Annotated in this window: 21 protein-coding genes; 13 read left to right on the top strand and 8 right to left on the bottom strand. The window is 67.3% G+C overall.

Annotation, left to right across the window (positions count from 1 at the left end):
- The first annotated feature begins 17 nt into the window (after nt 1–17).
- Together AC3A6P_RS12755 and AC3A6P_RS12750 are read left to right on the top strand one after the other, a co-directional pair.
- Nucleotides 18–2,051 carry an SGNH/GDSL hydrolase family protein gene (locus AC3A6P_RS12755; RefSeq protein ID WP_487691866.1) on the top strand — a complete coding sequence of 678 codons (2,034 nt, stop codon included), beginning with the start codon at nt 18–20 and terminating at the stop codon, nt 2,049–2,051.
- Nucleotides 2,012–2,557 carry an NUDIX hydrolase gene (locus AC3A6P_RS12750; protein ID WP_487691865.1) on the top strand — a complete coding sequence of 182 codons (546 nt, stop codon included), beginning with the start codon at nt 2,012–2,014 and terminating at the stop codon, nt 2,555–2,557. The genes AC3A6P_RS12755 and AC3A6P_RS12750 overlap by 40 nt, the downstream gene beginning before the upstream one ends.
- On the opposite strand, the gene AC3A6P_RS12745 is transcribed toward AC3A6P_RS12750, so the two are convergent.
- Nucleotides 2,551–2,886 (bottom strand): chorismate mutase, encoded by a 336-nt coding sequence (locus AC3A6P_RS12745; RefSeq protein ID WP_487691864.1) that lies wholly within the window; start codon nt 2,884–2,886, stop codon nt 2,551–2,553. The genes AC3A6P_RS12750 and AC3A6P_RS12745 overlap by 7 nt on opposite strands.
- 199 nt (nt 2,887–3,085) lie before the next feature.
- On the opposite strand from AC3A6P_RS12745, the gene pcrA reads away from it, so the two are divergent.
- Nucleotides 3,086–5,398: a DNA helicase PcrA gene (pcrA, locus tag AC3A6P_RS12740; RefSeq protein WP_487691863.1), complete on the top strand. Its 2,313-nt coding sequence runs from the start codon at nt 3,086–3,088 to the stop codon at nt 5,396–5,398.
- A 54-nt stretch (nt 5,399–5,452) separates the two neighbouring features.
- Here pcrA and AC3A6P_RS12735 read toward each other — a convergent pair whose 3' ends face one another.
- A complete protein-coding gene (locus tag AC3A6P_RS12735) occupies nt 5,453–6,085 on the bottom strand; it encodes a hypothetical protein (RefSeq protein WP_487691862.1) in 633 nt (210 codons plus the stop codon).
- A gap of 4 nt (nt 6,086–6,089) precedes the next feature.
- Entirely contained in the window at nt 6,090–7,181 is a 1,092-nt protein-coding gene (locus AC3A6P_RS12730) for a M23 family metallopeptidase (RefSeq protein ID WP_487691861.1), read from the bottom strand.
- 270 nt (nt 7,182–7,451) lie between these two features.
- Between AC3A6P_RS12730 and sucC the strand changes: the two genes are divergently transcribed.
- Together sucC and sucD are read left to right on the top strand one after the other, a co-directional pair.
- Nucleotides 7,452–8,615 carry an ADP-forming succinate--CoA ligase subunit beta gene (gene sucC / locus AC3A6P_RS12725; RefSeq protein ID WP_487691860.1) on the top strand — a complete coding sequence of 388 codons (1,164 nt, stop codon included), beginning with the start codon at nt 7,452–7,454 and terminating at the stop codon, nt 8,613–8,615.
- Nucleotides 8,616–8,630: 15 nt separating this feature from the next.
- Nucleotides 8,631–9,533, top strand: a complete 903-nt coding sequence (gene sucD / locus AC3A6P_RS12720) for a succinate--CoA ligase subunit alpha (RefSeq protein ID WP_487691858.1) — start codon at nt 8,631–8,633, stop codon at nt 9,531–9,533.
- A 55-nt stretch (nt 9,534–9,588) separates the two neighbouring features.
- On the opposite strand, the gene AC3A6P_RS12715 is transcribed toward sucD, so the two are convergent.
- The 3 genes from AC3A6P_RS12715 to AC3A6P_RS12705 all read right to left on the bottom strand — a co-directional run bounded on the left by AC3A6P_RS12715 (nt 9,589) and on the right by AC3A6P_RS12705 (nt 13,828).
- Nucleotides 9,589–11,469: a S9 family peptidase gene (locus AC3A6P_RS12715; protein ID WP_487691857.1), complete on the bottom strand. Its 1,881-nt coding sequence runs from the start codon at nt 11,467–11,469 to the stop codon at nt 9,589–9,591.
- 116 nt (nt 11,470–11,585) lie between these two features.
- Nucleotides 11,586–12,665 carry a MarR family transcriptional regulator gene (locus AC3A6P_RS12710; protein WP_487691856.1) on the bottom strand — a complete coding sequence of 360 codons (1,080 nt, stop codon included), beginning with the start codon at nt 12,663–12,665 and terminating at the stop codon, nt 11,586–11,588.
- An 11-nt stretch (nt 12,666–12,676) separates the two neighbouring features.
- On the bottom strand, nt 12,677–13,828 hold the full coding sequence (locus AC3A6P_RS12705; protein WP_487691854.1) for an AAA family ATPase: 1,152 nt from the start codon (nt 13,826–13,828) through the stop codon (nt 12,677–12,679).
- Nucleotides 13,829–13,972: 144 nt separating this feature from the next.
- On the opposite strand from AC3A6P_RS12705, the gene AC3A6P_RS12700 reads away from it, so the two are divergent.
- Nucleotides 13,973–15,505 carry an acetyl-CoA acetyltransferase gene (locus tag AC3A6P_RS12700; protein ID WP_487691853.1) on the top strand — a complete coding sequence of 511 codons (1,533 nt, stop codon included), beginning with the start codon at nt 13,973–13,975 and terminating at the stop codon, nt 15,503–15,505.
- A gap of 9 nt (nt 15,506–15,514) precedes the next feature.
- Here AC3A6P_RS12700 and AC3A6P_RS12695 read toward each other — a convergent pair whose 3' ends face one another.
- Entirely contained in the window at nt 15,515–15,661 is a 147-nt protein-coding gene (locus AC3A6P_RS12695; protein ID WP_487691852.1) for a hypothetical protein, read from the bottom strand.
- 101 nt (nt 15,662–15,762) lie between these two features.
- Nucleotides 15,763–16,611, bottom strand: coding sequence for an LLM class F420-dependent oxidoreductase (locus AC3A6P_RS12690; RefSeq protein WP_487691851.1), 849 nt, complete (start codon nt 16,609–16,611; stop codon nt 15,763–15,765).
- A 107-nt stretch (nt 16,612–16,718) separates the two neighbouring features.
- On the opposite strand from AC3A6P_RS12690, the gene AC3A6P_RS12685 reads away from it, so the two are divergent.
- From AC3A6P_RS12685 to purH, 7 genes are all read left to right on the top strand, one after another.
- Entirely contained in the window at nt 16,719–17,246 is a 528-nt protein-coding gene (locus AC3A6P_RS12685) for a hypothetical protein (RefSeq protein WP_487691850.1), read from the top strand.
- Nucleotides 17,215–18,411 carry a type III PLP-dependent enzyme gene (locus tag AC3A6P_RS12680; protein WP_487691849.1) on the top strand — a complete coding sequence of 399 codons (1,197 nt, stop codon included), beginning with the start codon at nt 17,215–17,217 and terminating at the stop codon, nt 18,409–18,411. Before AC3A6P_RS12685 ends, AC3A6P_RS12680 begins: the two co-directional genes overlap by 32 nt.
- A gap of 31 nt (nt 18,412–18,442) precedes the next feature.
- Nucleotides 18,443–19,579, top strand: coding sequence for a dimethylsulfone monooxygenase SfnG (sfnG, locus tag AC3A6P_RS12675; protein ID WP_487691848.1), 1,137 nt, complete (start codon nt 18,443–18,445; stop codon nt 19,577–19,579).
- 208 nt (nt 19,580–19,787) lie between these two features.
- Nucleotides 19,788–20,690: a DUF5336 domain-containing protein gene (locus AC3A6P_RS12670; RefSeq protein ID WP_487691847.1), complete on the top strand. Its 903-nt coding sequence runs from the start codon at nt 19,788–19,790 to the stop codon at nt 20,688–20,690.
- Between the two features lie 49 nt (nt 20,691–20,739).
- Nucleotides 20,740–22,176: a cell division protein PerM gene (locus AC3A6P_RS12665; RefSeq protein ID WP_487691846.1), complete on the top strand. Its 1,437-nt coding sequence runs from the start codon at nt 20,740–20,742 to the stop codon at nt 22,174–22,176.
- A gap of 34 nt (nt 22,177–22,210) precedes the next feature.
- The gene (gene purN / locus AC3A6P_RS12660) at nt 22,211–22,840 is read left to right on the top strand and encodes a phosphoribosylglycinamide formyltransferase (RefSeq protein ID WP_487691845.1); all 630 of its coding nucleotides are present in this window, start codon (nt 22,211–22,213) and stop codon (nt 22,838–22,840) included.
- Entirely contained in the window at nt 22,837–24,399 is a 1,563-nt protein-coding gene (gene purH, locus AC3A6P_RS12655; protein WP_487691844.1) for a bifunctional phosphoribosylaminoimidazolecarboxamide formyltransferase/IMP cyclohydrolase, read from the top strand. Before purN ends, purH begins: the two co-directional genes overlap by 4 nt.
- Nucleotides 24,400–24,610 lie beyond the last annotated feature (211 nt).

Here is a 24,610-nt window from a genome sequence, read left to right as displayed (position 1 = left end):
GACTCCCCTCGGGCGACATGGGAGGTCTGGACGTGACTGCGGGGCCCGTCCGCATCGGCGGGCGTCGTCGGTGGGTGACTGAGGCGTCCTCGCCACGCCTGCGTTCGTCAGGACGCCGTGCCATCCCGGCACTCGACGGTCTGCGCGCGGTGGCGGTGGTGTTGGTGCTCGCCGAGCACGGCGGCGTTCCCGGTGTGCCCGGCGGCTTCCTGGGCGTCGACGTCTTCTTTGTCCTCAGCGGTTTCCTCATCACGTCGCTGCTCCTCGACGAGCTCGGTCGTACCGGGCGGATCAGCTTGCGCGAGTTCTGGATTCGCCGCGCCCGCCGGTTGCTGCCCGCTCTGCTGATCGTGGTGGCGGCCGTACTGCTGGTGCGCCAGCTGTTCCCGCCCGACGCGACAGGGGAGTTGCGCAACGACGCGGTCGCCGCCTTCCTGTGGGTGGCGAACTGGGCGTTCGTGGCTCAGGGCACCGACTACTTCTCGCAAGGCAGCCCGCCCTCGCCGCTGCAGCACATGTGGTCGCTGGGAGTCGAGGAGCAGTTCTATCTGGCCTGGCCGCTGCTGATCGTCGCAGTGGCGCTGCTGCTTCTGGCCGTGCGGAAGGTGACACCCGGGCTGCGGGCGGTGCGGTTGACGGTATTCGCGCTCGCCCTGGCCGGGACGGCCGGGTCCGCCGCGCTGGCGATCCTGCTGGTGTCCGAGCAGAACCTGAACCGGGTCTACTTCGGCACCGACACCCGTGTGCAGGCCCTGCTGATCGGCGCGGCGGCGGCCGCCCTGCTGGTGCGTGACTGGTCCTCGGTCACCGCGGGCGGCAATCACCTGACATCGCGGTGGGTCCGCTGGGTCGCGCGGCTGGTGTCACTGATCGGTGTCGCGGTCCTGGCCGTGGCAGCACACCGCGCCACCGGTGACGTCGACGACTTCCGCTCCGGTCTGCTGATCGCGACGGCCGTGGGTGCGGTGCTGGTGGTGGTGCCGGTGGCCCTGGACCAGCGGGGCCCGGTGGCGCGGGTGCTGGCGCTGCGGCCGCTGGTGTGGCTCGGCACCATCTCCTATGGCATCTACCTGTGGCACTGGCCGGTGTTCCTGGTGCTCAACGGCGAACGCACCGGCTGGTCAGGCTGGTCGCTGTTCGCGGTGCGGTGTGCCGTGACACTGGCGCTGGCCACGCTGTCGTGGTGGGCGATCGAGCAGCCCGTGCAGAAATGGCGGCCCGCCTCGGTACCCATGCTGCGCCTGGCGACGGCCACCGCGGCGACGGCGGCCGTTGTGACGGCGACGTTCGTCCGGGTTGATGCAACCCCTGCCCAGGATGATGCGCTGGACATCTCATCGGCGGCCATGGTGATGCCCGAGCGGGCGGTGGTGGTGGGGCCGGATACCGCCAAGCCCGGCATTCCGTCGGCGGCCGTGTTCGGTGATTCGGTGGCGTGGACGCTGATGCGTTACTTCCCCCAGACCCCGGAGCTACGGATGGCCGACTACACGACCATCGGTTGTGGCATCGCCCGCGGCGGGCCCTACCGGACGACGGGCCAGGAGCTCAACCAGAAGCCGGAGTGCGACACCTGGCCGGAGCGCTGGGCCCAGCGCGTCCAGCATTCGCGGCCGGATTCGGTGCTGTTGATGATCGGTCGGTGGGAGATCGTCGACCGCATGCACGACGGGGAGTGGACCCACGTCGGCGACGACGACTACGACGCCTATCTGAAGAGCGAATTGACCCGGGCGCTGGACATTCTCGGGTCCACCGGCGCGCACGTCGTCGTCACCACGGCGCCGTACAGCCGGCGCGCCGAACGATCCGACGGCAGTCTCTATCCGGAGGACCGGCCGGCGCGCACCAACGCCTGGAACACCCTGTTGCGGGAGGTCGCCGCGGACCGGCCGAACGTGACGGTGCTGGATCTGAACAAGAAGATGGGGCCGGGCGGTGTCTACACCAATCGGGTCGACGGGATCCGGTTGCGCGGTGACGGCCTGCATCCCACCCCTGAGGCCGTGGAATGGTTGGCGCCGTGGCTGGTGAAAGCGCTGTCGCAGTGACCGACGAAACCGTCGCGGTGTACAACGCCGACGGGCGGGCGATCGGTGCGGCCCCGCGAGCGCAGGTGTACGCCGAAGGGCTGTGGCACGGCAGCGCCGGGGTGCTGGTCCGTTCCGGGGATGGTCAGCGAATCTATGTGCACCGGCGCACCGACACCAAAGCGGTGTTCGCCGGTATGCACGACTGCCTGGCGGGCGGCGTCATCGACCCGGGGGAGACACCGCTACAGACCGCGGTCCGCGAACTGGAGGAAGAGCTCGGTGTCACAGGCAGGACGCCGGTGCCGCTGGCGTCGGTGGCCTGGGACGGGGTGTGGGCTGGCCGGCCGATGCGGTGTCACCTGTTCGCCTTCGGGACCCGCTATGACGGGCCGCTGCGCCATCAGCCGGAGGAGATCGCCGAGGGATGGTGGTGGACCGACAGCGAGTTCAAGGATCATCTGGCCGATCCGGCGTGGCCGTTCGTCCCGGATACCCGCGTGTTGCTGCCGCAGTTGCTTCAGTAACCGAGGCGGCCGCGGCCCATGCGCAGCAACAGCATCGCCAGGTCTTTGCCCTCGGGTCCGAGTTCGCTGTAGCGCTCGATCACCTTCATCTCGCGGCTGTGCACCAGCCGGGTGCCGCCGGAGGCCATCCGCGCTTTGCCGATGATCTTGGAGACCTCGGTGCGGCGGGCGACCGCGGCCAGGATCTCGGCGTCCAGGCGGTCGATTTCGAGGCGCAGCTGATCGATGTCCTCAGCCGAGGCTTCGCGCTGGGTGTCTGCTTCGATGCTCATGTCTTGCTCCGCGTTCTCACTGTTGGTGGGTGGCGCTTTCGGTGGTTTGGGTCTCATCCGGTTTCGGGCCTCACGCAACAGAAGAGCCCCGGATCCGGATTCGGACCACGGGGCTCAGGGAATCAGCTAAGCGCCGGGCACCGGAATCCGGTACCCGTAAAAAAATCGACGCTTCGCATTGAGCACGGATCGAGTGTGCCACTAAGGGCGCCATCGGCGCAAAGTGTCTGTGCGCAGCGGTAGGTTTGAGCACGAAATGACTCTCACCACCGAAACTGACCAGCTGCTGGAGGGACTCAACCCTCAGCAGCGCCAAGCTGTGCTGCATGAGGGCACGCCGCTGCTGATCGTGGCCGGCGCCGGGTCGGGAAAGACGGCCGTGCTCACGCGCCGCATCGCCTACCTGCTGGCCGCGCGCGATGTCGGCGTCGGGCAGGTTCTGGCCATCACGTTCACCAACAAAGCCGCCGCCGAGATGCGCGAGCGGGTGGCGCAACTGGTCGGGCCCCGAGCCAGGTCCATGTGGGTGTCGACGTTCCACTCGACGTGCGTGCGGATCCTGCGCAACCAGGCGTCCCTGCTGCCGGGGCTGAACTCCAACTTCTCCATCTATGACGCCGACGACTCCCGCCGCCTGCTGCTGATGATCGGCAAGGACATGGGGCTGGACACCAAGCGGTACACCCCGCGGTTGCTGGCCACGGCGATCTCGAACCTGAAGAACGAACTGATCGATCCGGAACGTGCGGTGACCGATCTCGACGAGTCCGCCGACGACCTGGCTCGCACGGTGGCCTCGGTGTACGGCGAGTATCAGCGTCGGCTGCGCGCGGCCAACGCCATGGACTTCGACGACCTGATCGGCGAGACGGTGGCGGTGCTGCAGGCCTTCCCGCAGATCGCGCAGTACTACCGGCGCCGGTTCCGGCACATCCTGGTCGACGAGTACCAGGACACCAACCACGCGCAGTACATGTTGGTCCGCGAGCTGGTGGGCCACGACCTGCCCGAAGACGATGGTGTGCCGCCCGGTGAGCTGTGCGTGGTCGGTGACGCCGACCAGTCGATCTACGCCTTCCGCGGCGCCACCATCCGCAATATCGAGGACTTCGAGCGCGACTACCCGAACGCCACCACGATCCTGCTCGAGCAGAACTACCGGTCCACCCAGACCATCCTCAACGCCGCCAACTCGGTGATCGCCCGCAACGCCGGGCGGCGCGAGAAGCGGCTGTGGACTGATTCCGGCGAAGGCGAGCTGATCGTCGGCTACGTCGCCGACAACGAACACGATGAAGCGCGTTTCGTGGCGCAGGAAATCGACGCGTTGGCGGACCGTGGCGAGATCAGTTACAACGACGTCGCGGTGTTCTACCGCACCAACAACTCCTCCCGCGCGCTGGAAGAGGTCTTCATCCGCGCCGGCATTCCGTACAAAGTCGTTGGGGGCGTGCGCTTCTACGAGCGCAAGGAGATCCGCGACATCGTGGCCTACCTGCGCGTGCTGGACAATCCGGGTGACGCGGTGAGCATGCGCCGCATCCTGAACACCCCGCGCCGCGGTATCGGAGACCGGGCCGAAGCCTGTGTCGCGGTGTACGCCGAGAACACGGGCGCCACGTTCAACGACGCCCTGCAGGCCGCCGCCGAGGGCAAGGTTCCGATGCTGAACACCCGCTCCGAGAAGGCCATCGCGGCGTTCGTGGAGATGCTCGACCAGATGCGCGCGAAACTGGACGACGAGCTCGGCGATCTGGTGGAGGACGTGCTGGACCGGACCGGGTACCGGCGCGAGCTCGAGGCGTCCAACGATCCGCAGGACCTGGCGCGGCTGGACAACCTCAACGAACTCGTCAGCGTCGCACACGAATTCAGCACCGACCGGGCCAACGCCCTGGCTCTGCGCGACGAAGAGGACCCGGTGGACGAGGACATCCCCGAGACGGGCTTGCTGGCCGAGTTCCTGGAACGGGTGTCTCTGGTGGCCGACACCGACGAGATTCCCGAACACGGTTCCGGTGTCGTGACGATGATGACGCTGCACACCGCGAAGGGGCTGGAATTCCCGGTGGTCTTCGTGACGGGTTGGGAGGACGGCATGTTCCCGCACATGCGTGCACTCGGCGACCCGCAGGAGCTGTCCGAGGAGCGCCGTCTGGCCTATGTCGGGATCACCCGTGCGCGGCAACGCCTGTATCTGAGCCGCGCCAAGGTGCGCTCGTCGTGGGGCCAGCCGATGCTGAACCCGGAATCGCGCTTCCTGCGCGAGATTCCGCAGGATCTCATCGATTGGCGGCGCACCGACGCCACCCCGTCCGCGTTCAGCGCGCCAGTGGGCAATGCCGGGCGTTACGGAACCCCGCGGCCGGCGCCCGGGCGTAGTGCCCCCGCGCGCAATCGTCAGGTGATCACGCTCGAACCGGGAGACCGGGTGACCCACGACAAGTACGGGCTGGGGCGGGTCGAGGAGGTCAACGGCGTCGGCGAATCGGCGATGTCGCTCATCGACTTCGGTAGCGCGGGCAGAGTCAAACTGATGCACAACCACGCGCCGATCACCAAGCTGTAGGGGCGCGGCGCCCGGCTTTGAGCCACTTCGGGTGATCCTGGCTCAGCACCGAATTCAGCCGGCGCGGGTCCATCGGCGGGTGCCGGGCAGGAAGGCCAGCAGCACGCTCAGTACCGGGAACACCGGAATGACAAACACCGGCCACGGCACCTGCGCACCGGCGATGAACACCGCGCCGAAGGTCAGCAGCGCCACGACCGCACCGGTGAGGATCAGGTAGTGACCGACCGCGCGTCGTAGCAGCACCGTGACGACGCCCGAGATCGTCGACGCGGCGAACACGAAGGTCAGAAAGCCGACCCCGAGACAGAACAGTCTGTCGGTCTGCCACCAGCCGGTGATGAGGTCGGTGGCCACCACCGACACCGCCCAACCGCTGAGGATCGCGACGACGCACGTGGCGATGGCACTGCGCGCCGACGGCTCGACAGGTGCGACGGGTGCTGCGGGGGTGGGCACGGGCGCCGGCACGGGCGGGATGAGTCCGGTGGGAGCCTCGGCGGGGGTAGGGATGTGCGTGGTCCGCGGATCTTGTTGCGCCGGAAGAGAACCCGTGGGGGCCCGGCGGATGATGCCGGTTCGGGTGTCCTCGGGCGGTGGTTGGCGCGGAGGTGGAGGCGAGGCAGGTGCGCGCCGGATGATGCGGGTGTGCTCGGATGAGTCCTGAGAAGGATCTGGCTCTGGCACCAGGTCAGCCGGAGTAGGCGCCGACGCTGATGCCGCGCTTGGCCAGCCACGGCACCGGATCAATGCGGTCGGTGCCGTTCACCAGAACCTCGAGGTGCAGATGCGGGCCGGTGGAGTTACCCCGGTTGCCGATCGTGGCGATCTGGTCGCCGGCGAACACACGCTCACCGACGCTCACGTTCCAGCTGTTGATGTGGCCGTAGAGGGTCACGGTGCCGTCGAAGTGGCGCAGCTTCACCAGCGCGCCGTAGCCGGCCGTGGGGCCCACCTCGATCACCACACCGTCGGACACCGCGTAGATGGGAGTGCCGATGGCGTTGGCGATGTCCACGCCGCCGTGCAGGGCGCCCCAGCGGTAGCCGTAGCCCGAGGTGAAGATGCCCTGGGTGGGCTTGACGAACAGCGGGCGCTGCAAGCGAGCTTCACGCTCGGCGCGCTCCTGGGCGAATGCGGCGCCCTTGGCCAGCTCCTCGGAGTGCATGCTCGCCATCGCGGTCGGATTGACGGTGACCATCTGCATGCCCTGCGACGCGGTGTTCATCGCGCCGTTCATGGACATCTGGTCGGCGGCCAGCACCGCTTCGGCGGAGGCGGTCTCGGACGGGTTGATGGCGGAGTGCGCGGCAGCTGCAGCGGCGCCTGCGGCCATGGCGGCGATCATCACGCGGCCCTTGAGGGCGCTGGCGGCGGGCTTGCGATGCTGCCCCGCGCGCGGGATCACCTCAGTGAGGTCGGGGTCGTACCCAAGGTCGTCGGCATCGTCGAGAGAGGCGTTGCCGGAGGGGGTGTCCTCGATCAGGCGGACGTCATCGAGATCGGTGCGCCGGACCAGCAGGGCCGCGGCGATGTCATCGATGTCGTGCAGGTCGTCGAGCTCCGGTGCGTGAAGCACTCCCTTGTCGAGGGGAGCGCCGTCGAACGCACTGCTGCGGAAATTCACGTCCTCTAGAGTGCCGAACTCAGCGCCGAAGTCATTGAACGGAACGATGTCAGTGACCTCGTTGGGGTCGATGAAGCGGCTCGAAAACCGCGAGATGTCGCGTGCACTTTTCGGCTCGTCCCTGGTGGGAGTGGGTGCCGAGTGGTGTTGCGCCAACCTGAAACGTCCCTCTAGTCGTGACCAAAGCGTTATCTGGACCAGGAGACGTTAACCAAATTCCAATACAAGTGGCAAGCCAAGCAAAGACTCCGATGAGGATTGTGAGTTGTATCACTAATACCCCGCCGGTGACATCTGCCACATGAGCGGTAGGCGGTGGTATCGCCGACCACTGATGTCGATAAAGTTCCCCCCGGCGTGACCTGAGAAACCGAACGTCATCAAAAAAACGATGCCGCCACTTCCGGCAGATAGACAGTGAGCCACATGGATCTTTTCGAGTATCAGGCGAAAGAGCTGTTCGCCAAGCACAACGTTCCGACCACTCCCGGACGGGTGACCGACTCGGCCGAGGACGCCAAGGCCATCGCCGAGGAGATCGGCAAGCCTGTGATGGTCAAGGCGCAGGTCAAGGTCGGCGGGCGCGGCAAGGCCGGCGGTGTGAAGTACGCCGCCACCCCCGACGACGCGTTCACCCACGCGCAGAACATCCTGGGCCTCGACATCAAGGGCCACGTCGTCAAGAAGCTGCTGGTCGCTGAAGCCAGCGACATCGCGGAGGAGTACTACATCTCCTTCCTGCTCGACCGCTCCAACCGGACCTACCTGGCCATGTGCTCGGTCGAGGGCGGCATGGAGATCGAAGAGGTGGCCGCCACCAAGCCCGAGCGCCTCGCCAAGGTGCCTGTCGATGCCGTCAAGGGTGTCGACCTGGCCTTCGCGCGGGAGATCGCCGAGAAGGGCCACCTGCCCACCGAGGTGCTCGACGCCGCGGCCATCACCATCCAGAAGCTGTGGGAGGTGTTCATCGGCGAAGACGCCACCCTCGTCGAGGTGAACCCGCTCGTCCGTACGCCCGATGACCAGATCCTGGCCCTCGACGGCAAGGTCACCCTCGACGCCAACGCCGACTTCCGTCAGCCCGGCCACGAGGAGTTCGAGGACAAGGACGCCACCGATCCTCTGGAGCTCAAGGCCAAGGAGAACGACCTCAACTACGTCAAGCTCGACGGCGAGGTCGGCATCATCGGCAATGGCGCCGGTCTGGTCATGTCCACCCTCGACGTGGTGGCCTACGCCGGGGAGAAGCACGGCGGCGTCAAGCCCGCCAACTTCCTCGACATCGGCGGCGGCGCCTCCGCCGAGATCATGGCGGCCGGCCTGGATGTCATCCTGGGCGACAGCCAGGTCAAGAGCGTGTTCGTCAACGTCTTCGGTGGCATCACCTCGTGTGACGCGGTGGCCAACGGCATCGTCAAGGCGCTGCAGATTCTGGGCGACGAGGCCAACAAGCCGCTGGTGGTCCGCCTCGACGGCAACAACGTCGAAGAGGGCCGTCGCATCCTCGCCGAGGCCAACCATCCGCTGGTCGTGCAGGCCGAGACCATGGACTCCGGGGCCGACAAGGCCGCCGAGCTGGCCAACAAGTAAGGGAGCCAACAACTTATGTCAATCTTCCTGAACAAGGACAGCAAGGTCATCGTCCAGGGCATCACCGGCGGTGAAGGCACCAAGCACACCGCGCTGATGCTCAAGGCCGGCACCCAGATCGTCGGTGGCGTGAACGCGCGCAAGGCCGGCACTGAGGTCACCCACGTAGACAAAGATGGCAAGGACGTCCGTTTACCGGTGTTCGGTTCGGTGGCCGAGGCCATCAAGGAGACCGGCGCCGACGTGTCGATCGCCTTCGTGCCGCCGGCGTTCTCCAAGGACGCCATCATCGAGGCCATCGACGCCGAGATCCCGCTGCTGGTGGTCATCACCGAGGGAATCCCGGTGCAGGACAGCGCCTACGCGTGGGCCTACAACGTCAAAAAAGGCAACAAGACCCGCATCATCGGTCCGAACTGCCCCGGCATCATCACCCCCGGTGAGTCGCTGGTCGGCATCACGCCGAACAACATCACCGGCAAGGGCCCGATCGGTCTGGTCTCGAAGTCGGGCACTTTGACCTACCAGATGATGTACGAGCTGCGCGATCTCGGCTTCTCCACCGCCATCGGCATCGGCGGTGACCCGGTCATCGGCACCACGCACATCGACGCGCTCGAGGCGTTCGAGAAGGACCCCGAGACGAAGCTGATCGTCATGATCGGTGAGATCGGTGGCGATGCCGAGGAGAAGGCCGCCGCCTTCATCCAGGCCAACGTCACCAAGCCGGTGGTCGGCTACGTCGCGGGCTTCACCGCTCCGGAGGGCAAGACCATGGGCCACGCCGGCGCCATCGTCTCCGACGGTGCGGGCACCGCGCAGGGCAAGAAAGAAGCACTCGAGGCCGCTGGGGTGGCCGTCGGCAAGACGCCGTCCGAGACTGCGGCCAAGGCACGCGAGCTGTTCAGCAAGCTGTAGATCTCCACACAGCAAAAGGCCCCCGCCGATGCGGGGGCCTTTTCTGTTGACGGGACTAGGGGCGCCCGCCCAGGTGCTCGGCGAGGAACCGCTCGACCGCGTGGTAGAGGTCGATGCTGTTGTCCGGGTTGACGAACCCGTGGCCTTCGTCCTCTTTGACCATGTACTCGACCTCCACACCGCGGGCGCGCAGTGCGGCGACCATGTTGTCGGACTCGGCCTGCACCACGCGAGAGTCGTTGGCGCCCTGGACAACCAGCAGCGGGGTGCGGATCTGATCCACCTTCGTGATCGGCGAGCGGGCCAGCATATCGGCTTCCTGCGCGGGGTCCGCCGGATCGCCGACATAGAGGTGCCAATTGGTGGCCAGGAAGCGCCGGCCCACATTCGGCAGCGTCTTCATGAAATTGGGCAGGCTGGAGACCCCGACGTAGTCGATGGCCGCGGCGAAGACGTCCGGGGTGAAGGTGACGCCCACCAACGTGGCGTAGCCACCGTACGAGCCGCCGAAGATCCCCACCCGGTCACGGTCGGCGTAACCCTGCTTGACGGCCCAGTCCACCGAATCGATGAGATCGTCGTGCATCTTTCCGGCGAACTCACCGATGGCCGCCTGGGTGAAGGCCTTACCGTAGCCGGTTGATCCGCGAAAGTTGACCTGCAGCACCGCATATCCACGGTTGGCCAGCAGCTGCACATCGGGCTGATAGGTCCAGCAGTCCCGGGCCCACGGTCCACCATGCACCAACAGGACCATGGGCAGGTTGGCCGGCTCCTGGCCGACGGGAAGTGTCAGATACCCGTGTAGCTCCAGTCCGTCCCTGGCCGGGAAGGAGACCGGTGTCATGGGCGCCAGCGCAGCCGGGTCCAGATTCGGGTAGGGCCGGAACAGCAGCCTGCTCTCGCCCGTGGTGTTGTCGTAGAAGTAGGTGATACCGGGATCGCGGTCGTGTCTGAAACTGACCACCCAGCGCTGCCCGCTGTCGTCGGTCGAGATCGCTCCCAGATCACCGTCCGACAAGGCGTTGAGCCTGTCCAGAATGATGGCGAAATCAGGGTCCAACGCGTGAATCACCTGTCGCTCACCGTAATAACGGGCGCCGATCAGCTCACCGGTCTGCTCGCTGAGGATGAACGGCGAGGGCAGTGTGATCTGCGCGCCCAGATCGAAGCTGGGATGGCTGTCCACAACGGTCTCGGTCCCGGTCGCCACATCGAGGCGCACCAGGCGCAGGCGGTCACTTCCGTCGTAGGAGCCCAGCCAGAGCCCGGTGCCGTCCGGAGTGGGTGCGACGGGATAGATGCCCAATGGGTAGTCGCGCCCGTCGTAGACCTTGACGGGGCGAAGCGTCGTGGTGTCCGGATCCCATTGCGAGATCTCGACGTCCCCGTCGGCGGTCAGCGTGTTGGTGAACAGATGACCACCCGGACCGGCGATCCAGGTGACGACGTTGCCGGGGTTCTCCGCCAGCAGCGTGAGTTCGCCGGTGGCGATGTCGAGTTCGTAGGCATCGAACAGCTCGCCGTTGCGGGCGTTGTGCTGCACGACAGCCTTGCCCGGACGCGCCCTGAGCAGTTCGTAGGACGCCCGGGTGTTGGGGAACGGGGTGAGGTCGACGGCGGTGGCGTCCGGGTCGTCGAGGTCGACGCGGTAGACGTGGTAGTGCTCGTCACCACCGTTGTCCTGCATGTACAGGAGCCGGCGTGAGTCGTGGGTCCAGCTGAAGATGTACACGCTCCGGGTCTCGTCGGCGGTGACGCAGCGAGGTTCGGAGTCCGGAGCGTCGAGATCTTGTACCCAGATGTTGAGGCGGTTGCGCCACGGCGCCAGGTAGGCGATCCGGGTGCCGTCCGGTGAGATGGCGGCGCCCGCGCGTTCGGGCGGGCTGAAGAATTCCTCGACTGAAATACGTTGTGGTGCAGTCGTTGTGGTCACGGTGTCCTTTCGGCATCGGGGACCGTGTGCCGGTTGGGTGATGTCTGTCTGTCACTTAGTGACATCTCCACTGTGTCACCAAGTGACAGGCGCGTCAAGCGACCCTTGGTGTTGTCTCAGTGATCCCGGTACCGCAGCACGCGCCGCAGCAGCGGATCGGAGAGGTCGTACCAGGTGGAGCGGCGGTCGGCGTCGTTCTTCGCCGACGTCACCCAGTGTGACGCCGTGAGGCGGCCCAGTGCCGTCGCCGCCGACTGATTCGATACGCCGACAGCGGAGGCCAGATCACTGACGGTGCGCGGTCCGTCGCCGCGTGCGAGTTCGACGACCAGGCGTTGCTCCCCGGGTGGGAGTTCGGCCATCTGCCGCTGGTAGTTCGGAACCAGGCGGTCCAGGAGCGCATCGACGGCCGGCGTCACCGCCTGGAGCATGCCGGCGTCGGCCAATTGGCCGAGCAGCTGCCAATGTCGCGGCGCGCCACCGATGATCTGATGGATGGCGGTCAAAGACTCTGTGCTGGTGGTTGATTCGACGAACGCAGCGAGATCGTCGGCTCCGCTGCTGCGGGCGGCGCCCGCCACGATGGCCGCAGCGTCGGGCAGCTCGAGATCGGTCAGTTGCTCCACCATGAACGACCCGTACCACGGGTAACGCCGCGACGACACTCCGGGGAACAATGCGGGTGTGGTGGCGAGAATCATCACCTCGGTGGATGTTTCCACCCAGGCGCGCAGGCTGCCCTGCCCATCGATGCCCATACCGTCGAACACCCGATCCAGGTTCTCGACGGCCAGCAGCACCATACGTCCCGCAGCGGCCCCCGAGATCGCCTGCTCGATCCCGATGACATCCTTGGCTCGGCGCAGGGCGCGCGATGTCTCGTGGACGTCGGGGCCGATGGCCCGCGCCGCCTCCACCAGGAGGTCGAGATAGGAGCCGATGCCCAGCGCATCCTCCGGAATCAGGACGGGGAGCGTCCTTTCGGCGGTTGCGGCATCGACCATCGCGCGATGTACCGCGACGCGCACGGTGTGTGTCTTACCGCCGCCGCGCGGCGCGACGAGCAAGGTGTGCGGTCGCGAACCGTCCCGCGCGGCGCCGCTGATGCGGCGTACCAGGCGCGCGAAGAGCGCCTCCCGGCCAACTGTGGCGGCATCGAGGTCCACGGTGCTCATCGCCGAGGGGGTGTGCGCCACAGGCGAACTGTTCACCTGCGCATCGCCTTCCAGGCGCGCTGGATCAGAGGTGACGCGAAGCGGTCGGCGTCACCGCGCCTTTCGAGGTAGTGGTCGAGTTCCAGACGTTCGATCATCCGGACCGCCCGGTCCCGATCGTGGATCGGATTACCTTCACTGGCAAGCAGTTTCATCACTTCGTCGACGCCAAGGGGCCGCGGCGAGTGGGCATAGACGTCGAGCAGGTTCGCAGTGAGGCTTGCGGCTGGGCCGTAGTAGGTGTCGAGGCGGTCCCGGTAGTGCCGGAGATCCCAGGGATCGTTGACGTCCTCGATGGCGGCGGTGACGAGTCCGGGGATCTGGTCTGGTGAGGGCAGTGCGCCGGTGCGCGACCACTGTTCCTGTGAGGCCAGGACCAGATGCTGGATGTAGTAGGGCACGTTTTCGGCGGCCTCGGCAAGGGCCGGCGCCGTTCGACCGGCGTCCGCCGGGGAAGCGCCCACGCCGAGCAGCAGACATCCGGCCAGATACGTCGCGTGATCCGACCGGATAGGCCCTATCGCGATCTTGCGGATGTCATTGACGGTGCTCGGGGCATCCTCGGACACGTGGTGGAAGCCGATCGATCCGGACAGGACGGTTGCGACGCGACCGCCATGGTCCTGGCGGAAGCGGCGCAAGGTGCGCAGGAAATCCTCCCCGGATCCGGGCTGCGTCCGTTCGAGCTTGCGGGCCAGCACGGTGACCTCGTCGATGAACAGCACCACCTGACGTCCATGCGCGCGGTCGACGGCTTGGCGAAGCAACTCGTCCATGGCGGTTGCGGCCCGGGCGTCGCGTTCCACCGTCACCGGTCCGGCGGTGATCGTCACCCGCAGCTTCGACAGTTCCTTGCGCCAGCCCGGTTCGAAGCGGGCGAGTTCGGCGGCCAGCGCCGACACGAAATCGGCGTAGGTCCCGCGTTCGGCGCTTGCGGCGCCTACCAGGGCCCCGGCCCGGCGTACCTGTTGTTGCACCACACGCGACAAGGAGGTCTTGCCGTGGCGCCGGTCGCCCACCAGGACCGCGCCGCTGTGGGGGAGTGCCGCGATGACGGCCTCGGCTTCGCGGTACCTGCCCACCACGTCGTCGGGTTGCACGACGCCGCCCACCACCAGCGTCATGGGGCGCAGGGGCCAGTTCATCGCTTCACTGTACGCCTAGCTTGATGTACGCCGATATTGGCGTACATCGGTGCTGATGTACAGCAGGCTGGAAACCCATCCGGGTCGTCAAACAAGAACATGTTCTATTAGCGTGTCGAAGTAGTTACTCCGAGGAGGTCTGCCATGCCCGTCGATCCACGCACGCCCGTCATCGTCGGCGTCGGGCAGTTCACCGAGCGCATCGATGAAGCGGACTATCGCGGGATGTCTGCGGTGGAACTGGCCACCGAGGCGGCCCGGGCGGCGTTGGCGGACACTGGGGCGCGGCCGGAGGATGTGGCACGCGCGGTCGAAGTGGTGGTGGGCCTGCGGCAGTTCGAGATCTCCGGACCCATGCCGGCTGTGCTCGGCAGATCCAACAACTATCCGCGGTCGGTGATGCGGCGTCTCGGTGCCGACCCGGCGCGCGTGGTGCTCGAACCGGTCGGCGGGCAGGGCTCGCAGAAGGTGGTCACCGAATTCGCCACCGCCATTGCCGCCGGGGACATCGAGGTCGCCATGGTGATCGGGTCCGAGCCGGGCTCCACGGCGCGGTACTTCGCGGACAGGGACGACAAACCCGATTTCACCGAACATGTCGACGGTCAGCTGGAGGACCGGGGACACCAGATCTACAGCTATATCGATGAGTACACCGTCACCCATGGCCTGACCGGGGCGCCGGTGCAGTACGGCCTGCTGGACAACGCGCGCCGAGCCCGGCTGGGCCTCGGGGTCGCCCAGTACCGCCACCAGATGGCGGAGCTGTTCGCGCCGATGTCGAAAGTGGCTGCCAAGAACCCGTTCTCGTCGTCACCGGTGGAGCGCTCGGTGGAGGAGATCACAACCGTCACCGCCGACAACCGGATGATCTGCGACCCGTACCCACGGCTGCTCGTCGCACGCGACACGGTGAACCAGGGCGCGGCCACCGTACTGATGTCGGTGGCCGCCGCACGCAGGCTCGGGGTGCCGGAAGAGAAATGGGTGTACCTGCACGGGCACTCCGACCTCGTCGAGCAGGCACTGCTGGTCCGCCCCGACCTGGGCGCCAGCCCCGCCGCCGGGCGAGCGGCCCACGAGGCGCTGCGGGTGGCCGGGATCGGCGTCGACGACATCGCGACATTCGATCTGTACAGCTGCTTCCCGTTCCCGGTGTTCGTCATCTGCGAAGCCCTCGGGATCTCCGGTGACGATCCACGAGGCCTGACGCTGACCGGCGGGCTGCCGTACTTCGGCGGCCCGGGCAACAGCTACTCACTGCACGGTATCGCCGAGACCGTGGCCGAGATGCGGGACAAGCCCGGCCAGTTCGGGTTCGTCGGCGCCAACGGCGGCATCATGAGCAAGTACTCGGTGGGCATCTACTCCACCGAGCCCGTCGCGTGGCGGACCAGCCGCAGCGAGGCGCTCAACGCCGAAGTCGCCGCACTGCCAACGGTGCCGGTGACCAAGACCGTCGACGGCACCGGCGCCATCGAAACCTATTCGGTGCGCCACGACTGGCCCGTGCGCACCGGGATCATCGTCGGCCGGCTCGATACCGACGGCTCGCGCTTCATGGCCACCACCGAGAACGAAGAGCTGGTGGCCCTCATGAGTGACGGTGATCCGCTGGGCGCGGCGATCAGCGTGCGGACCACGGAGAACGGAAACCGCGCCGAGCTGTCCGCGTGAGCCGACCGCTCAGTCGTCATGTCGGCGCCGGCGCCGCAGCACCCGTCCCTTGGATTCAGACCGGCGTTGCTTGCTGGTGTCTTCCCGATTGCCGTGGCGGTGCCTGGCATGCGGGTCGTCGAACAACTGGATGATCAGTGGGCTGATGCCGGGCATGGGAATTCCTTCCGGGATGAACGTCGCCTGCGTGAGGCCTCACCCACGGACTGTCGTCTGCGGCACCCTGTTGTTCACGCGTAGTCGGCTACGCGAGTCGGCTACACCAGCGCGCCGAGCTTGCCGGCCAGCCGCTCCACATAGGCGGCGACCTCCGCCTCGGGTTTGTCCGGTAAGCCGAACAGCACCTCGGTGACACCGAGTTCGCCCCAGTGGGCCAGCTTTTCGGGTACCGGCTTGAAATCGAGCGCCACGATCTGCGGTGCGCCGTCGCGGCCCGCGGCGGCCCAGGTGTCCTGGAGCAGTTTGACCGGCTCGTCGATGTCGAAGTCGCGGGGCGTGGTGATCCAACCGTCGGCGCTGCGGGCGATCCACTTGAAGTTCTTCTCGGTACCCGCCGCTCCGACCAGGACCGGGATGTGGGACTGCACCGGTTTCGGCCATGCCCACGACGGGCCGAATTTCACGAATTCGCCGTCATACTCGGCCTCTTCCTCGGTCCACAGCGCGCGCATCGCCTCCAGGTACTCGCGCAGCATGGTGCGGCGCCGACCGGGTGGCACGTTGTGATCCGCGAGTTCGTCGGTGTTCCAACCGAATCCGACACCCAGGCTCACCCGGCCGCCGGACAGATGATCCAGCGTGGCGATCGACTTCGCCAAGGTGATCGGGTCGTGCTCGACCGGCAAGGCCACCGCGGTGGACAACCGCACCCGCGAGGTGACGGCACTGGCGGCGCCCAGGGACACCCACGGGTCGAGGGTGCGCATATAGCGGTCGTCGGGCAGTGACTCGTCGCCGGTGGTGGGGTGCGCAGCCTGACGCTTGATCGGGATATGAGTGTGTTCGGGCACGTAGAAGGTGGTGAAGCCATGGTCATCGGCGAGCTTGGCCGCAGCGGCCGGTGCGATACCGCGGTCACTGGTGAACAGTACGAGCCCGTAATCCATGACAGAATTAGAACGTGTTCTAACCGATAGGGCAAGGGCCGCGGCGGCGGATTCGCGTAGCGCGCTACTCACGACAGGGCACGCAGACAACCGGAACAGTGCGCAATGTGGGGACCAGGCGAGCGGCCGGAAACAAGATCTGCGAGTGGGTGCGACGGTATCTGCCGTGTGAAATCGCCAGCACCATCTGCGAATTGGGCGGCGCGACGATCGCCTACCTGGCCACCGGCTCGCTGGCCGCAGCCGCCGTCGTCGCCACCGTCGGCGCGTCGGCCGGGTACTACGCCATGGCGTTCCTCACCGCAGTGCGCACCACCTACCGCCACCACACGCACCTTCCTCGCGGCCGGCGGTTGCTGGTCGCCAACGGGCTGGCGCTGCGCAGTATCGCCGTCGAATTCGGTCCCGCCGAGGGGATCGACAGCCTTGCCATCCGGCCGCTGGCGTTCTACGCGGGCCCGCTGATGTTCGACAACATGGTGGCCGGGTGGATCTTCGCGAAACTGGCCGCCGACGCCGGGTTCTACGTGCTGGCGATAGTCAGCTACGAGCGGTTCCAGCGATTGCTCGTCGTGCGCAGGCCCACGTGGGCGGAGGTGGACCATGAACGCTCGGCGTCGGTCACGGCTTCGTGAGCAGCTCAGAGTGCAGGCCCGTGCCCACCACTGGCAGGAATTGCTGGACGCCCACGGCACACCGCTACTGGTGCTCGACCCGGGGGAGGTCACCGCGCAGTACCGCACCTTCACCGAGACGCTTCCGGGCGTCAACGTCCACTACGCGGTCAAAGCGGCGCCGCACCCAGCGGTGCTGGCGGCCGTCGCGGCGGCAGGCGGCGGGTTCGACGTCGCCTCCAACGGCGAGATAGAACTCGTTGATTCGCTTGGCATCCCGATGTCTCGGTGCATCCACACCCATCCCGTCAAGAAACTCGCCGACATCTGCTCGGCATACCGCGCCGGGATCCGGACCTTCGTCGTCGACAACCCCGTCGAAGCGCAGAAGTTCAGCGGCCTACCTCCGGACATCCAGATACTGGTGCGTCTCGGGTTCCCGAACGCATCTGCCAAATCGGATCTGTCGACCAAGTTCGGCGCCGATCCCGCGGAGGCCGAGCTGCTGGTCAAGCACGTGGTTGCCGCCGGAGTGCAGTTCCACGGCTTCACCTTTCACGTCGGCAGCCAGGGGTCGTCGGTGACGTCCTTCGGCGCCGCGGTGCGCACCACCCTCGAACTCGCCGCCCGGGTCGAGGACCACCTCGGAGTGCAGGCGAACGCCATCGACATCGGCGGTGGTTTCCCGGTGACCTATCGCGACCCGATGCCGACGCTGCACGACGTGGCTGCCGAGATCCGCACCGCGCTGGGCTCCGGGCACGGCCTGACGGTGCTCGCCGAACCCGGCCGGTTCCTCGCCGCGGGCAGCATGACGCTGCTGACCTCGGTGGTCGGCACCAGACTGCGCAACGGGCGGGTGTGGCACTACCTCGACGACGGTCTTTACGGGTCGTACTCGAACATCCTCACCGAAGACGTTCACCCGCCGATCCTCGCGCTCGCCGAGGTGGTGGACGGGGCGGCAGCGGAGTTACAGCCGGTCACCCTGGCGGGGCCGAGCTGCGACAGCACCGATGTGGTGGCGCGGGACTACCCGATGCCTGCGCTGACTGTCGGCGACGTGCTGGTGAGTCCGATGATGGGCGCCTACACCACCGTGACCTCCACCGGATTCAACGGCATTGCCGCCACACCGATCGCCGTGGTGGGCCCCGTTAGGACTCTGGGCGATTCAAAAGGGTGACCGGTACCGGCGGTCGCGGTGTGATCGCGCCATGACGACAGAACGTATCGCCGAGAACGTCAAGTTCGCGTACTGGGTGCCCAACGTCAGCGGCGGCCTGGTGACCAGCACCATCGAGCAACGCACGGATTGGAATTACGAGTACAACAAGAAACTGGCGCAGACCGCGGAGAACAACGGGTTCGAATATGCCCTCAGTCAGGTCCGCTACGAGGCCAGCTACGGCGCCGAATACCAGCACGAGTCCACCAGTTTCTCCCTGGCGCTGCTGTTGGCGACGGAGAGGTTGAAGGTGATCGCCGCCGTGCATCCAGGCCTGTGGCAGCCGGCGGTGCTGGCCAAGCTGGGCGCGACGGCCGATCATCTGTCGGGCGGGCGGTTCGCGGTGAACGTCGTATCCGGCTGGTTCAAAGACGAGTTCACCCATCTCGGCGAGCCGTGGCTCGAACACGACGAGCGCTACCGGCGCAGCGCCGAGTTCCTGCAGGTGCTGCGCAAGATCTGGACCGAGGATGACGTGGACTTCCGCGGCGACTTTTACCGCATCCATGACTTCACGTTGAAGCCGAAGCCCCTCAACACCCCGGATCGCCCCAACCCCGAGCTGTTCCAGGGCGGCAACTCCACCGCCGCCCGCCGCAACGGGGGGTACTACGCCGACTGGTACTTCTCCAACGGCAAGGATTTCGACGGCATCACCGAGCAGGTGGTGGAGGTGCGAGACCACGCCCGTGAGGTGGGCCGGGAGGTCAGCATCGGCCTCAACGGGTTCATCATCGCCAGGGACACCGAAAAGGAAGCGAAGGAGGTCCTGCGCGAAATCGTGGCCAAGGCCAACAAACCCGCCGTCGAAGGGTTCCGCGGTGCGGTCCAGCAGGCCGGGAACTCCACCGGCGACAAGAAGGGGATGTGGGCGGACTCCTCCTTCGAGGACCTGGTGCAGTACAACGACGGTTTCCGCACCCAGCTGATCGGCACCCCTGAGCAGATCGCCGAACGCATCGCGGCCTACCGCAAGCGCGGAGTCGACCTGATCCTCGGCGGCTTCCTCCATTTCCAGGAAGAGATCGAGTACTTCGGTGCCCGGGTGCTGCCGCTGGTGCGGGAGATCGAAGCGGCCGACACCCAATCTCCGGGACGACCAGCACTGGTGTCGGCCGGCGCCTGAGGGCCGGAGCCCGGGTGGCGTGACCGCTGTGGAGGACACGCGGATCGGCGCACGGCACCCGCAGGTTGGTGCGCTAGCGTGGATGACGCGAATCCCCGCCTCGAATGCCGACGCAGGTGTTCGTCGGCCTAGTCCATGAAGCGGGGGCCCATGAAGTGGGTCCGATGTAAGCGCCGCCACCTCGGCGCCCAACGACACAGGAGAGGTCATGACCTACTCACCCGGCTCACCCGGTAACCCGCCAGGCGGCTTTCCGCCGGCGCAGCCTCCCGGCTCGTATCAGTCCGGTTCCTACGCAGATTCCGGTTCGTACTCCGGCTCCGGGGCATACCCGTCCGGTTCGTACAACGCTCCCACCCAGTCGTTCGCGCCCGCCGCCGAACCGGGGCCCAGCAAGCTCCCGCTCTATCTGTCCGCCGCCGTGGTGGTGCTCGGACTGGCTGCCTACCTGTCCAGCTTCGGCCCGGTCTTCACCTCGAGCGCCGAACTGGGCCCGATCAGTGTCGAGGCCACCAGCGGTGGCGGGGTGTTCCTGACCCTCGCCACCCTGCTAGCGGCCCTGCTGGCGGCCGTCGGCCTGGTGCCGAAGGTCAGAGGACATTTCCCCGTCGTCGCCATCCTCTCGGTTCTCGGCGTCCTGGTGGTGGTGAGCCAGCTGTTCAACACCTCGAACTACGTGACCACCGGCTGGGCCGCGTGGCTGGTGCTGGCATTCAGCGTGCTGCAGGCGATCGTCGCCATCGGCGCGCTGCTGTTGGAGGCCGGTGTCCTGTCCGCGCCGACGCCGCGACCGAAGTTCGAGCAGCCGCAGTACGGGCAGTACGGGCCGCCCGGCGGCGGCTATTACCCCCAAACGCCCGGCCAACAGGCCCCGGGCCAGCAGCCGCAGGGTCCGCGGCCGGGTTATCCCACCCAGTACGGCACGTACTCGCCCGGCCCCACCCCCGGTTACGGCCAGTCGGGCAGCGACAACAGCCCGCCGACGCCTCCGACGGGTTTCCCCAGCTTCAGCCCGCCGCCCGCGGTCGGGTCAGGGCAGCACAGCGCTCAGCCGCCGCAGCAGCCGCAGACCCAGCAGTCGGCGCCGTCACCCGGCCCCACTTCGTCGTAGTCCGGCGCCGCCGCACCTGGTGTGTCCAGGTGCGGCGGATCTGACGTGAATGCAGGACAATCGCACGGCAGGGGCACGCCAGACACGTGACCTGATCAGGGTCGCTTTCGGTCCAGCGCTGGTCGCACTGGTCATCATCGCGGCGGTGGTGCTGGTCCAGCTGCTGATCGCGAACAGCGATATGACCGGCGCGTTCGGCGCCATCGCCAGCATGTGGCTCGGGGTACACCAGGTGCCGATCTCGATCGGCGGCCGCGTGCTCGGAGTCATGCCGCTCTTACCCGCACTCCTGATGGTGTGGGGCACCGCGCGCACCACCGCACAAGCCACCTCGGCGCGCTCGTCGTGGTTTGTCACACGGTGGATCGTGGCGTCGGCCATCGGCGGACCCCTGCTGGTCGCGGCGTTGGCGTTGGCAGTGGTGCACGACGCCTCATCGGTGCTGACGCAGTTGCAGACGCCCAGCGCAGGCCACGCCTTCCTCAACGTTCTGGTGCTGCACGGGATCGGCGCCGTGATCGGCGTGGGCTCGAAAGTGGGGCGGCGGGCGCTCGCGACGTCCCCACTGCCTGACTGGATGGCAGGTTCGGTTCGCGCGGCGACGGCCGGAGTGCTGGCGCTGTTCGGGCTCTCGGCGGCCGTGACCGCCGCCGCCCTGGTGGTGCACTGGGGCACCATGCACGACCTGTTCGGCATCACCGAATCAGCCTTCGGCCAGTTGAGCCTGACCGTGCTGTCGGTGTTGTACGCCCCCAACGTGATCGTCGGCGCCGCGGCCATGGCGGTCGGGTCGAGCGCCCACATCGGATTCGCGACATTCAGTTCGTTCACCGTCTTCGGCGGTGACATCCCGGCGGTCCCCATCCTGGCGGCGGCACCGACCCCGCCGTTGGGGCCGGTGTGGGTGGCCCTGCTGATCGTCGGTGCCGCCGCCGGCGTCGCCTTGGGACAGCAATGTGCCCGCACGCCTCTGCCGCTCGGGCCGGCCCTGGTGCGGCTGCTGACCGCGTCGCTGCTGGCGGCCGGTGTGATGGCGCTGCTCGGTTATGCCGGCGGCGGACAGCTCGGCAACTTCGGTGCGGTCGGCGTGGACCATGCGACGTTCGGGCCCGCGGCGTTCCTGTGGTTCTTCGTCGTCGGCGGCGTGACGATCGTGATGGCCAACGGCCTGGTGCGCCGGCCCAGACGAGTCAAACCGGCAGCCGAGGCGGCCGCCCCCGAGGCGTTGGGCGAGCCGGATGACGAGGTGCTGGCAGAGGCGCAGACCGCGCCGCTGATCCTGCCCGCACCGGCTCCCTCGAGCGACGGCGCCCAGGTGCCCCCGGCCGCTGAACCCGATCCCGAGCCGGAACCCGACCCGCTGCCCGAGCCGGAACCGGTGCCCCCGCTACCGCCGGTCGATCACGAAGCACTGGCCGACCTGCCCGACGCCGAAGACCTGCTCGAGGCCGACAACGACGGCTCCGCCGACGACGGGAAGCGCTGACGGCACCACCTGTGGGACCGACTAAGCTCGTTTCGTGCAGCAACCCCTCCACGTGCCACCCAGCGCGCCGGCACGGCTGGTCGTCCTGGCTTCGGGCACCGGATCGCTGCTGAGGTCGCTGTTGGATGCGGCGGTCGGGGAGTACCCGGCACGTGTGGTGGCCGTCGGGGTGGACCGCGAGTGCCGGGCCGCGGAGATCGCCGCGGACGCCGGCGTGCCCGCCTACACCGTTCCCCTGCGGGATTACCCGGACCGGGCCACCTGGGATGCCGCCATCACGGCTGCGACGGCGGCACATTCACCGGATTTCGTGGTCTCGGCGGGGTTCATGAAGATCCTCGGCAACCAGTTCCTGACGCGCTTTCCCGGCCGGGTGGTCAACACCCACCCGGCGCTGTTGCCCGCGTTCCCCGGTGCCCACGCGGTACCCGCGGCCCTGGAGTACGGCGTCCGGGTGACCGGTTGCACGGTGCACCTCGTCGACGCGGGTATGGACACCGGTCCCGTGCTGGCGCAGGAAGCCGTCACCGTCGAGGACGACGACGATGAACAGACTTTGCACGAACGCATCAAGGTGGTCGAACGACGTCTCCTGGTGGACGTGCTGGCCGCGCTCGCTACCCGCGGCGTGACCTGGAGTGGACGAAAGGCAGTTATCGGATGAGCGAGCGTAAGCCGATCCGGCGTGCGTTGATCAGCGTGTACGACAAGACCGGCCTGACCGATCTTGCTCATGGTCTGCACGAGGCGGGTGTCGATATCGTCTCAACCGGATCGACTGCCAAAACCATTGCCGCAGCAGGTATTCCGGTGACCCCGGTGGAGGATGTCACCGGTTTCCCCGAGGTGCTCGACGGCCGGGTCAAGACGTTGCACCCCCGGGTGCATGCCGGGATCCTCGCCGACCTGCGCAAGCCCGAGCACGCCGCGGCCCTGGAGGAACTCGGCGTCGCGGCTTTCGAACTCGTCGTGGTCAACCTCTACCCGTTCACCGAGACGGTCGCCTCCGGCGCCGGCGAGGACGAATGTGTCGAGCAGATCGACATCGGCGGCCCGTCGATGGTGCGGGCCGCGGCCAAGAACCATCCCAGCGTCGCCGTGGTGGTGGACCCGCTCGGTTATGACGGGGTGCTGGCTGCGGTCCGGGACGGTGGCTTCACCCTGGCGGAACGGAAGATACTGGCGTCGTTGGCTTTCCGGCACACCGCCGAATACGACGTCGCCGTGGCGTCGTGGATGGGTGATGTCCTGGCCCGGGAGGAACCCGCCCAGAAGCTGCCCGCGTGGTTCGGCGGGACGTGGCGCCGCTCCGCGGTGCTGCGCTACGGCGAGAATCCGCATCAGCAGGCGGCGCTGTACACCGACGACGCAGCCTGGCCGGGTTTGGCGCAGGCCGAGCAGTTGCACGGTAAAGAGATGTCCTACAACAACTTCACCGATGCCGACGCGGCCTGGCGGGCGGCGTTCGACCACGAGGACATCTGCGTGGCGATCATCAAGCACGCCAATCCCTGCGGCATCGCGATCTCCTCGGTCTCGGTGGCCGACGCGCACCGCAAGGCCCACGAGTGTGACCCGCTGAGCGCCTTCGGCGGGGTGATCGCCACCAACACCGCGGTCAGCGTGGAGATGGCCGAGACCGTCGCCGACATCTTCACCGAGGTCATCGTCGCGCCCGCCTATGAGGACGGTGCGGTCGAGATCCTGGCGCGCAAGAAGAACATCCGTGTGCTGGTGGCCTCGGAGCCCCAGCCCGGGGCCACCGAGTTCCGTCAGGTCAGCGGCGGCTTGCTGGTGCAGCAGCGCGACGAGCTCGACGCGCCGGGCGACGACCCGGCCAACTGGGTGCTCGCGACCGGGGAGCCCGCCGATCCGGACACCTTGAGCAATCTGGTGTTCGCATGGCGGGCATGCCGGGCGGTGAAGTCCAACGCCATCGTGGTGGCCAAGGACGGCGCCACTGTGGGTGTCGGTATGGGACAGGTGAACCGGGTCGACGCGGCCCGGTTGGCCGTCGAGCGCGGTGGCGACCGCGTGCAGGGCGCCGTCGCGTCCTCCGATGCGTTCTTCCCGTTCCCCGACGGTCTCGAGGTGCTGACCGCCGCCGGCGTGCGCGCGATCGTGCACCCGGGTGGCTCGGTGCGCGACGATCAGGTGACCGAAGCGGCCGCCAAGGCCGGCATCACGTTGTACCTCACCGGCGCACGGCATTTCGCGCACTGAGCCCGAGTCCGAGGCTGGTGAGGGACGAGCCAGGTGAAGGAGCTCTGGCTTGGGGTGGGGCCCGAGTCCGAGGCTGGTGAGGGACGAGCCAGGTGAAGGAGCTCTGGCTTGGGGTGGGGCCCGAGTCCGAGGCTGGTGAGGGACGAGCCAGGTGAAGGAGCTCGGGCTTGGGGAAACAGTGCATACCTCAACGGTGACGGCCCCGCCGCCG

The organism is Mycobacterium sp. Soil_C_30 (assembly GCF_057656995.1).
Note: the sequence above shows the minus strand (reverse complement) of the source record. Positions and strands in the feature narration are given on the sequence as shown.